Below are 10,194 nucleotides of genomic sequence, written 5' to 3'. Positions count from 1 at the left end.
CCGCCCCGGCGGCCCCCCCCACCATGCCCCGCCGGGGCGGCGGGGGGGGGGCGGCGCCGCTCGCCGCCGGGGCGCGCGCCCCCCCCCCCCCCCGGGGCCCGCGCGGGGGCGGACGCCGTCCGCGGGGCGCCGTCAGCGGAGGGCCGCCTCCACGGCCGGGACGCGGATCGTGCGGCGTGTCGCGGCGTAGGCCGTCGCGCCGGTCAGGACGGCGGCGAGCGCGGCGACCGCGAGGTAGGTCCACACGTTCCCGTCCGGGACGGGCGAGTCGCGCCGGGCGAGGACGAACGGCACGATCGTGAAGACCGACGCGACCGTGCCGACGAGGACGCCGGTGACGGTCAGCACCGCCGACTCCAGCGCCACCGCGCCGAGCACCTGGCGCGGGGTGGCGCCGGCGAGCCGGGTCTGCCCGAACTCGCGGCGGCGGTGCGCGGTCGCCGCGATCAGCGTGTTGACCAGCATGATCGCGGTGAACAGCACCACCATGCCGATGACCACGAAGTTGAGCGTCTCGATGTTCTTCTGCTCGGCCGTCTTGGCCAGGCCGGCCGCGTCCATCGCCGCGTTCTCGGTGGCCTGCAGGTACAGCGTGCCGACGGCCGTCCCGAAGAACAGGATCACCGGCGTCACCGCGGCGGCGAGGGCGCCCGTCCGGCGGCTCATCGTGGACGCCGCGAGGTCGCCGGCCGCGCCGCCGAGCGCCCGCAGCGGCCCGGCGGCGAGGGCCGTCACCCGGCGCATGATCGCCGGTGCCAGCAGCGCCAGCCCGATCGCGGCGAAGATGTCGGCCTGCCCGGACGTCGCCATCGCATCGCTGCCCTTGCCGTCCATCACCGTGACCGTGACGACCGCCTCGGTCGCGGCGAGCAGCAGGAACACGGCCGCGAACACGATCCGCTTCCTGCTCAGCCGCGCGTCGTCGGTGGCGGCGGCCGCCATCGAATCGGCCGCCCGGACGCGGACGGCCCGGCGGGCGGTGATCAGCGCGGCGGCGACCGCGGACACCAGCGTGACGCCGATCCCCATCGACAGAGCGACCGGCCCGAAGCTGTAGCCGATCTCCGCCGGGACCTGCCCGGTGTCGTGCAGCAGCCCGAGCAGCGCCCGGCCGGCCGCGATCGCGGGCACGATCGCGAGCAGCGCCGCCGCCACGGCCAGCCCCGCCGCCTCGCCGACGATCATCCGGGCGAGCTGCCCGGGAGTGGCGCCGACGCTCTTCAGCAGCGCGATCTCCGCCGCCCGCTGCCGGACCGACAGGGTCAGCGTCGAGGCGACCGCGAAGACCACCAGCAGCAGCCCCCAGCCGCCGACGACGGTCGCCATCGTGGTGAGGGTCTCGCGGGCCGTCCCGGTCGCGCCGCTCGCCTCGGCCGTGTCGAGCATCGAGGCGAACCCCATGATCATGGTCGCGCCGAGGAGCATCGCGAGGAAGCTCGCGGTGAACGCGCTCGCGCGCTTGCGCAGGGAGCGCAGTGCCAAGCCGAACATGATCACGCCCCCGCCATCGCGCGCTGCCGCTCGACCTCGTCGGCCAGGTGCGTCATCCGCTCCGCGACGCTCTCGGCCGTCGGCGCGGTCTGGTGGCCGACGATCCGCCCGTCCGCCAGGTACAGGACGGAGCCGGCGAACGACGCGGCGACCGGGTCGTGGGTGACCATCACCACCGTCTGCCCGGACCCGCGCACCGACTCGCGGAGCAGCTCCAGCACGTCGCGGGCGCTGCGGGTGTCCAGCGCGCCGGTCGGCTCGTCGGCGAACACCACCCGGGGCCGGGTGACCAGCGCCCGCGCGATCGCCACCCGCTGCTGCTGCCCGCCGGACAGTTCCGCCGGCAGGTGGCCGAGCCGGTCGCCGAGCCCCACCCGCTCCAGCACCGCCCGCGCCTCCGCGCGGTCCACCCTGCGTCCCGCGAGCTTCAGCGGCAGCACCGTGTTCTGCAGGACGTCCAGGGTGGGGAGCAGGTTGAACTGCTGGAAGATGAAGCCGATCCGCTGCCTGCGGAACTTGGTCAGCGCGGTCTCGCCGCCGCCGGTCAACTCGGCGCCGTCCACGAAGACCCGGCCACCGGTGGGGCGGTCCAGGCCCGCCGCGCACTGCAGCAGCGTGCTCTTGCCCGACCCGGACGGGCCCATCACCGCGGTGAACGACCCGGCGGGCAGCGACAGCGACACGCCGTCCAGCGCCACCACCCGGTTGCCCTCCGCGCCGTAGACCCTGCGCACCCCGTCGAGCCGGAGTGCCTCGCTCGCCGCCGGGGCGGGTCCCTTACGTCCGTTCATTCCGTCCTAGCCTCCGCCCGGCGCCCCCTCGCGGGGCGCCTCGGGAACGAAACTACGGACGGCGGGCGCCGCCGAGGATGGGTCCAGCACGCCCATCGGGGTAGGCAAAACCCCACCATCGCCTGGTTACGATCTTGACCTGGAACCCCGGGAGCGGACTAGAGTCGCCCCCGGTGCGCCGGGAAGTCTGGTCGGCAGGTCCCGTCATCCGCATGCCGACCGGGAGGCCCCGTGCAGGCGATCGCCGCCATCATCGTCTTCGTCTGCGCGTACGTCCTGATCGCGTCGGAGAAGGTGCACCGGACGGCGGTGGCGCTCGGCGGCGCGGGCCTGATGCTCCTGCTGCACATCACCGACGCGGACGGCGCCTTCTTCTCCTCCGAGTCCGGGATCGACTGGAACGTCATCTTCCTGCTGCTCGGGATGATGGTGATCGTCTCGGTGCTGCGGCGCACGGGAGTGTTCGAGTACGTGGCGATCTGGGCCGCCAAGCGCGCGCGGGGGCGCCCCTACCGGCTGATGGTGATGCTGATCGTGCTGACGGCGTCGGCGTCCGCGCTGCTGGACAACGTCACCACCGTCCTGCTGGTCGCACCGGTGACGTTCCTCGTCTGCGAGCGGCTCGCGCTGGCGCCGGAGCCGTACCTGATCGCCGAGGTGATGGCGTCCAACATCGGCGGGACCGCGACGCTCGTCGGCGACCCTCCCAACATCATCATCGCGAGCCGGGGCGGGCTGTCGTTCAACGACTTCCTGGTGAACCTGGCGCCGCTGATCGTGGCGCTGGTCGTCGTGTTCTGCCTGCTCTGCCGCTGGCTGTTCCGCTCCGCGTTCCACTACGACCCCGATCTCGCCGCCGAGGTCATGGAGCTGGAGGAGCGCGAGGCCATCACCGACCGGCGGCTGCTCGCGCAGGGCCTCGGCGTCCTCGCCATCGTGATCGCGGCGTTCGTGCTCCACCCCGTCCTGCACTACGAGCCGTCGGTGGTCGCGCTGCTCGGCGCCGGGCTGCTCGTCGCTGCGACCAAGGTGACGACCGAGGAGGCGCTCAGCGAGGTCGAATGGCCCACGCTGGTGTTCTTCGCCGGCCTGTTCGTCATGGTGGGCGGGCTCGTCGAGACCGGCGTCATCGGGGACGTCTCCAAGGCCGCCGCCGACGCCACCGAGGGCCGGCTCGGCGTCGCCGCGATGCTGCTGCTGTGGGCGTCCGCCGCGCTGTCGGCGATCGTGGACAACATCCCCTACGTCGCGACGATGAGCCCGATCGTCGCCGACCTCGTCCAGCAGCACCCCGGCGGCGACGGGCACGTCCTGTGGTGGGCGCTCGCCCTCGGCGCCGACCTCGGCGGCAACGCCACCGCCATCGGCGCCAGCGCCAACGTCGTCGTGCTCGGCATCGCCGCCCGCAACGGCACCCCGATCAGCTTCTGGCGCTTCACCCGCTACGGCCTGGTCGTCACCTTCGTCACGGTCGCGCTCTCCACGCCGTACCTCTGGCTCCGCTACCTGTAGAGCCGCCTGCGGCCCTACCGGCGGCTCCGGCGTCGGCCGCGTCGATCCGCTCCAGAACAGCGGTGTAGCGGTGCCTGCGGTCGGGGCGGGCGCGGCCCTCGGCGTGCCGCAGCGCGGGGACCGCCGCCGCGCCGACCAGGGCCAGCCCGTCCGCGGCGGCCGCGCGGACGGTGTCGCGAGGATGCGCGAGCAGCCCGACCAGGCCGGGGACCGCGGGCCGCCAGGCGGCGTGCCCGAGCGTTCTGGCGGCCGAGCGGACCACGGCGGGCTCCGGATCGTCCAGCAGCCGGACCGTCTGGTCGAGGTAGGCGGACCGGTCCAGCACCCGCCGCGACACGCGGTGCGCGTGCAGCCGCACCTTCGTCTCGGGACGGACGATCAGCGCCGCGAGCAGGTCCGCCAGTTCGGGGTCGGCGCCGGCGCCCGCCTCCTCGTGGCGTTCGGCGAGCCGGCTGAGCGCGTCCTTGGCCGCCTTCGCCCCGCCGTCGCGGGCCCGGCGGAACAGCTCCGCGCGAGACGGTTCGCCGGCCGTTCCGGCCGGACGCTCGCGGAGGGCGTTCAGCGCCTCCTCGTCCCGCGCGGCCGCCTCCGGCCCGCGGAGCGGCCCCTCCACCAGGACGAGTTTCGCGGCGAGGTCGTCGCGGCCCTCGTCGCGGAGCCGCCGCAGCGCCCGGACCAGTTCGGGGGTGCGCAGCACCGGCCTGCCTGCCACGAGGTCGAGCAGCCCCCGGGCGCCGGCGGCGAGGCGCCCTGAGACGGCCTCGGCGACGACGTCGGCCGACGCCCCGCGCAGCGCGCCACCGGCCGCTTCCGCCGCGGCGGCGTCGCCGTGCTCCCAGGCGGACAGGAGGCGGGGGACGAACCGGTCCAGGCGGTCGGGATCGAGCCGGGCGGCCAGGCGCGCGAACCTCGCGCGGCTCTCGCCGCCTCCCGCCTCGTCGAGTCCGGCCAGGTCGGCTTCGGCCGCGTCGCCGAGCGCGTTCACCAGGCCGGGAGTGATGGGGAGGTCGGCCCGGCCGTACAGGAAGGCCTTGAGCACCGCGAGCCCGGCCTCCGGTTCGGGCCAGCCGAGCAGGACGCGGGCCGCCGTCTCCCGCCGCTCCCCCCGCGCGTCGCCCAGCATCGCCAGGAGCCGCCGCCGCTGGTCACCGGAACGGGGCTGATCCAGGTCGCCGGGGCGGGGCGTCCGGACGTCCGGGGCGGGACGGCGGGCCTCCTCGGCGATCGTCCAGGGCGGGGCGCCGGGCGGCTGCAACTCCAGCATCCAGTCGAGAAGCGGGCCGCGGGCGCCGGGCGAGGCCTGCGGGAAGACGCTGATCAGCGCGTCGAGCACCGCACGCGACGGCGCCTGCGCGCGGTCCCGCGCCGCGCTCAGGGAGCCGGCGTCACGGACCAGGTGCTCCAGTTCCTCCCGGAACGGGGCGGAGGCCTCGATCGGTTCCTGCCCGAACACCTCGCGCAGGACGGCCTCCTGGTCCGGCCCCGGGTCTCCTCCGTGCCGCGCGACGGCCAGCGCACGCTCGATGTCGTCACGCGCCGGCGGGACCCCGCACAGGCGCAGCACGACGAGCCCCGCCCGGCCGAGTCCCCGTAGGCGCGCCCGCCCGGCGACCTCCAGCCGCTCGGCGCGCCCGAGCCGGGGAATCGCGCCCGCCAGCAGCACGAGCAGCCGGTCGTGGTCGCCGGCGGCCGCGAGGCCGTCCACCAGGGTTCCGGCGGACCGGGCGAGGACCTCCAGTTCCGCATCCGGGCAGGGCGGCCGGCAGATCTCCGTGACCAGGCGCAGCGCGCCGGGATCGGTGGCCGCGAGGTCCAGCCAGCGGACCAGCAGCGGACGGAGCCGCCAGTACGGCAGCGGGCCGGGCTCGCGGCCGAAGGCCCGCACGACGCCGCGCGCGGTCTCGTCGTCCCAGCCGCCGTCGAGCAGGGCGTCCACGCCGGAGGCACGCAGCGGTCTGCGCGGCCGGACCGTGACGCCGCGCCGGGCCAGGGCGGCGGCCGCGCGCTCGTCGAGCCGTCCGTCCAGGGCCCGCAGCAGCGGGGAGGGGTCGGCGGCCCGGTCCGCCGCCGCGAGGACGGTCGCGGGGAACGCGTCCCCGAGGATCGCCCGCAGCGCCTCGCTGATCGCCTCGCGCAGGCCCGGATTGTCATGGTGGCCGAGCCAGAACAGCAGCTTCGGGACGGCCCCCGGCGCGCCCGCCCGCGCGAGGGCCGACGCCGCCGCCTTCTTGACGTTCATGTTCGGGTGGTCGAGGCACGTCGCGATCGCCGGGGCGGCCCAGTCCGCACCGGCCCCGGCCAGCGCGATGATCGCCTGCCGGACGGTCTGGACGTCGCCGGCGGCCAGGAGGGGGATCAGGCTCGCCGACAGGGCCCGCGCGTCCCGCCCGTCCAGGGCGAGGATCGCGATCGCCCCCGCGCGGACATGCCGGTCGCGGTCCCGCAGCAGGCGGTGCACGCGCGCCCGCGTCCGGCGGTGCGGGGCCCGGCGCACTACGTCCAGCAGCGCCGCCCGCTCGGCCGGCCCGAGCCCCGGACGATCCAGCAGCCCGAGGGCCAGGTCCGCGACCAGGGCGTTCCCGGCCTCCGCCGGGTCGGCGGCGTCCAGCAGGCAGTGCGGCCGGAGGGCGCCGCGCCGCGACAGCCGGCCGCCCAGGCCGCCGATGGCCGCGAGGATCTCGTCCGGGACCGGCGCGCCCTGCTCCGACGCGACGCGGAGCAGGAGGTCGGCGATGGCGGGCAGGGTCGCGGCGTCCCCGTTCCCGGCCAGCCTGTGCAGAGCGGCGGCCGGGTCGCCCGGGTCCGGGTTCGCGCGCAGCAGCGCGAGTTCCCGCGCGTCGGGCCCGCCGAGGTCGTCCGCGATCCGCCGGGGCAGGTCGCGCGGATCCAGGCGCTCCAGCAGCGTCCGCCGCAGCCCGGGGTCGCCGTTGAGGTGCCAGAGGAGCTCGCAGGCCCGGTGCCGGAACGGCCTGAGGTGCGGGGCGCCGTCGCCGCCGTCCAGGCCGAGCCCGGCGCGCAGGACCGCGACCGTCCGGACGCCGCCCACGGCTTCGAGGGCGCCGAGGGCCTCCCGCGGCGAGCGGGGCAGCAGTGCCAGGACGGTCTCCTCCGCCGCCGCCGGCCGGAGCCGGCGGATCGCCCGCAGGAACGGCGCCGGGTCGTCGGCGCGGCGCGCCAGGCCGGTGACGACATCGCCGATCCCGAGGTCGGGGGCGCCCTGCTCGTCGAGCGCGATCAGCAGCTCCAGGCGCCGCCGCGGGTCCCCGTCCCCGGCCGCCAGCTCCCGCAGCGCCTCGTGCCTGCGGGGGTAGAGGACGACGGCGAGATCCTCCGCGGGGACGCCGTGGTCGGCGAGGGCGAGGCCGACGATGGCCGGGACGTCCCGTCCCGCCGGGAAGTGGCCGCGCCGGTGCAGGCCGCCGAGGCAGGTGACGGCGGGGCCCGCGAGCAGGAGCGGGTCCCCGGCGGCGATCGCCAGGACCTCGCCCACGTCCTCGCGGGCGGCGAGATCGCCGAGAAGCTCCAGGGAGCGCCGCCGCAGCGCGGGCGCCCGCCCGGGGTCGGCGGCGACGCCGGCGAGGAGGTCGCGATGGCCGTGCCGGGCGGCGACCTCGATCGCGGCACCGGCGGGCCCGGCCTCCAGGAGGCGGCGCATCCGCTCGTGCGGCAGCGGGTCGAGCACCGCCCATGGACCGGCGAGCTCGCTCAGCGCGTCCGGGACGTCGACGGCGAGCCCTTCGATGATCGTCCGCGCGGCGGCGGCCGGGAGCAGTCCCGCCCGCAGCGCCTCCCGGGCGATCCGGAACGCCTCGGCCCGCAGCACCGCGTCGGGACGTCCCGCGAGGTGGCGGACGAGCCCTTCCGGGTCGTCGAGATCGAGCGCGCCGATCCGGCGCACCGCCTGGTAGAGCGGTTCTCCGGCCGGCGCCTCCCGGACGGCGGCCGGACGGCCGATGATCTCGGCCCGCAGCCGGTCGAGCCGGACGGGGACCGGGGGCGGCGCGGCGGGCATGGAGCCGATTCTAGGCTTCGGATCGCGCCGGTGATCGGCGAGGATGGGGGGCATGGACGAGGTACCGGAGGACTGGGACCGGGCCCTGGCGATCGTGGCGCACCCGGACGACCTGGAGTACGGGTGCTCGACGGCGATCGCCAAGTGGACCGCGCAGGGCAAGACGGTGACGGAGGTCCTCGCCACCCGCGGCGAGGCCGGGATCGACTCGATGGACCCGGACGAGGTCCGCCGGATCCGCAGCGCCGAGCAGATCGAGGCCGCGCGGCGCGTCGGCGTCGAGACCGTCGAGTTCCTCGACATGCCGGACGGGATGCTCGAGTACGGCCTGCCGCTGCGGCGCGCGCTCGCGGGCGCGATCCGGTGGCACCGGCCCGACGTGGTGCTGTCGGTCAGCTACCGGGAGAGCTTCCCCGGCGGCGGGTTCAACATGGCCGACCACCGCGTCCTCGGGCTCGCCGTCGCGGACGCGATCAGGGACGCCGCCAACCGGTGGGTGTTCCGCGACCTCGACATCGAACCCTGGCAGGGCGTCCGGTTCGCGCTGTTCAACGGGTCGCCGCAGGCCGCCCACTACGTGGACGTCACCGGGCACCTGCAGGCGGGCATCGACTCGCTGCTCGCCCACCAGGTGTACTTCGGGAACCTCGGCGCGGACTTCGACGCCGCGGAGTTCCTCACCGGCATCGCCGAACAGGCCGGGCGGGCCGCCGGCGTCGAGCACGCGATGCCGTTCGAGATGATCGGCGGCTAGCCGCCGGTCAGTGGCGGGCGTTGGGCCGCTTGCCCTTGTTGTGCTTGCCCCGCTTGCGGGCCCGGCGTTTGCGCGTCTTCTTCGACATGTCCCGATTGACCACCCGCACGGGCGGTCAAGGCAAGGATCGGCCGGGGCGCCGGAAGGCGAAACCCGCCCATCCGCACGCCCGAAAAGGCGTGCGGTACGGGCGGGCGGCGGCCCGGCTCGGCATCCCTCCGGGCCCCGGCCCCTCCGGAAGTGCGCGCCGTCCCGCTCCCGCGCCGGCGCTCGGCCGCGGGTCAGCGGACCTCGGTGATCTCCGGGCCGCGCTCGAACGGGTCGAAGGTCTCCACGGCCTCCTCGTCCTCGTCCTGCCCGGCCTCGCTGAACTCCTTGGGGATCTGCAGCTCCAGCAGGTCGCGGGGCGGCATCGGGGCGTCGCCGCGGACGACGACCACGCCGCGCAGCACGTCCTCCAGGACCTGCCACTGCTCCTCGTCCTCGATCGCGGCGCCCTGCACCACGGCCTGCAGGAACCAGCGGGGGCCGTCCACGCCGAGGAAGCGGATGATCTGCGGCGCCCAGCCCTGCTCGACGAACTCGGCCGGGATCTGCTCGCGGACCTCCTGCGGCATCTCCGCGAGGACCTCCTCGGTCAGCGCCGCCGGGACCATCGCCAGCAGCTCGGGACCGAACGGCCCCTCGCCCTCCTGGGTCTGGCCCTGCGCCTCCTCGGTGATGTCCTTGGCGGTCTCCCGGCGCACGTCGTCCCAGATGCCGCTGCGCTTGGGCGCGGCGAACACCTGGAGCTGCATGGCGCTCTCCTCGTACTGCACCAGCACGGCGACCGGCCGCCCGTCGAGCGGGTTGCCCTCCTCGTCCACCTGGGTGGCCTCGAAGTTCACCTGGAAACCCAGCCCCGGCGCCACCGGCACCTGGAGGGACCCGAAGTCGAGCCGCTGCAGTTCGGGGACGGAGTCCTCGGAGTCCCAGGGACCGCCCATGGCCGGCTCCGCCTCGGCGGGAGCCTCGTCGGCGTTCTCCACCGGCTCCTCGGTCGCCTCGGGCCCCTTCTCGGGCTCCTCGGCCTGCCGGCGACGTCCAAAAGCCACGACTCACACTCCTTCTCGACTGTGCTCATTGTCCCCGGATACGCGCTCGGCGCCGAATCCGCCCGTGGAACCGAAGCCGTCGGTTCCGCGCGCCGCTCCGGGAAGGGCGGCGACCTCATGGAACACCGCGCGCTCGACCCGCTGCACGACCATCTGCGCAATGCGGTCTCCGCGCCGCAGTCTCACCGTGGCGCGGGGGTCGGTGTTCAGCAGGGTCACCTTGATCTCACCCCGATAGCCGGCGTCGACCGTACCGGGTGCGTTGACGATGGTCACTCCCAACCTAGCGCCCAATCCGGACCTGGGGTGAATGAAAGCGGCGTAGCCGTCCGGCAGCGCGATCGCGATCCCGGTCGGGACGACGGCGCGCTCCCCGGGCGGCAGTTCGACGTCCACGGCCGCGACCAGATCGGCGCCCGCGTCCCCCGCGTGCGCGTACGCGGGCAGCGGCAGTTCGGCGTCCAGCCGCCGGATCAGCACATCGACCTTGCTCACGGGCTCCACCTCAACGCAGACCAGCCGGAGAACCACCCGACCCTA

8 protein-coding genes are annotated in these 10,194 nt (G+C 75.6%); 2 read left to right on the top strand and 6 right to left on the bottom strand.

The genetic code is table 11. The features are described from left to right. Nucleotides 1–132: 132 nt before the first annotated feature. Together ABZ806_RS36340 and ABZ806_RS36335 are read right to left on the bottom strand one after the other, a co-directional pair. Nucleotides 133–1,491 (bottom strand): FtsX-like permease family protein, encoded by a 1,359-nt coding sequence (locus ABZ806_RS36340; protein ID WP_500222543.1) that lies wholly within the window; start codon nt 1,489–1,491, stop codon nt 133–135. 2 nt (nt 1,492–1,493) lie between these two features. Continuing rightward, nucleotides 1,494–2,282, bottom strand: a complete 789-nt coding sequence (locus tag ABZ806_RS36335) for an ABC transporter ATP-binding protein (protein WP_500222538.1) — start codon at nt 2,280–2,282, stop codon at nt 1,494–1,496. A gap of 231 nt (nt 2,283–2,513) precedes the next feature. Between ABZ806_RS36335 and ABZ806_RS36330 the strand changes: the two genes are divergently transcribed. Beyond that, nucleotides 2,514–3,794, top strand: coding sequence for an ArsB/NhaD family transporter (locus tag ABZ806_RS36330; protein ID WP_500222534.1), 1,281 nt, complete (start codon nt 2,514–2,516; stop codon nt 3,792–3,794). Here the strand turns inward: ABZ806_RS36330 and ABZ806_RS36325 are convergent. After that, nucleotides 3,748–7,806 (bottom strand): HEAT repeat domain-containing protein, encoded by a 4,059-nt coding sequence (locus tag ABZ806_RS36325; RefSeq protein ID WP_500222531.1) that lies wholly within the window; start codon nt 7,804–7,806, stop codon nt 3,748–3,750. The genes ABZ806_RS36330 and ABZ806_RS36325 overlap by 47 nt on opposite strands. Before the next feature lie 52 nt (nt 7,807–7,858). Between ABZ806_RS36325 and ABZ806_RS36320 the strand changes: the two genes are divergently transcribed. Further along, the gene (locus ABZ806_RS36320; protein WP_500222528.1) at nt 7,859–8,560 is read left to right on the top strand and encodes a PIG-L deacetylase family protein; all 702 of its coding nucleotides are present in this window, start codon (nt 7,859–7,861) and stop codon (nt 8,558–8,560) included. 7 nt (nt 8,561–8,567) lie between these two features. Here the strand turns inward: ABZ806_RS36320 and ABZ806_RS36315 are convergent, their stop codons facing one another. From ABZ806_RS36315 to dut, 3 genes are all read right to left on the bottom strand, one after another. Beyond that, a complete protein-coding gene (locus ABZ806_RS36315) occupies nt 8,568–8,669 on the bottom strand; it encodes a hypothetical protein (RefSeq protein ID WP_481726293.1) in 102 nt (33 codons plus the stop codon). Nucleotides 8,670–8,841: 172 nt separating this feature from the next. After that, on the bottom strand, nt 8,842–9,654 hold the full coding sequence (locus tag ABZ806_RS36310; protein ID WP_500222523.1) for a DUF3710 domain-containing protein: 813 nt from the start codon (nt 9,652–9,654) through the stop codon (nt 8,842–8,844). A 3-nt stretch (nt 9,655–9,657) separates the two neighbouring features. Continuing rightward, the gene (gene dut, locus ABZ806_RS36305; RefSeq protein WP_500222520.1) at nt 9,658–10,149 is read right to left on the bottom strand and encodes a dUTP diphosphatase; all 492 of its coding nucleotides are present in this window, start codon (nt 10,147–10,149) and stop codon (nt 9,658–9,660) included. Nucleotides 10,150–10,194 lie beyond the last annotated feature (45 nt).

The organism is Spirillospora sp. NPDC047418 (assembly GCF_040643275.1).
Classification (GTDB): Bacteria; Actinomycetota; Actinomycetes; order Streptosporangiales; family Streptosporangiaceae; genus Spirillospora.
The sequence above is the reverse complement of the archived record's forward strand: the minus strand, read 5'-3'. Positions and strand labels throughout refer to the sequence as shown.

What these genes read in the sequence shown, in the direction of transcription:
- ABZ806_RS36340 (WP_500222543.1), bottom strand. Translation starts at nt 1,491, where the DNA reads ATGTTCGGCTTGGCACTGCGCTCCCTGCGCAAGCGCGCGAGCGCGTTC.
- ABZ806_RS36335 (WP_500222538.1), bottom strand. Translation starts at nt 2,282, where the DNA reads ATGAACGGACGTAAGGGACCCGCCCCGGCGGCGAGCGAGGCACTCCGG.
- ABZ806_RS36325 (WP_500222531.1), bottom strand. Translation starts at nt 7,806, where the DNA reads ATGCCCGCCGCGCCGCCCCCGGTCCCCGTCCGGCTCGACCGGCTGCGG.
- ABZ806_RS36320 (WP_500222528.1), top strand. Translation starts at nt 7,859, where the DNA reads ATGGACGAGGTACCGGAGGACTGGGACCGGGCCCTGGCGATCGTGGCG.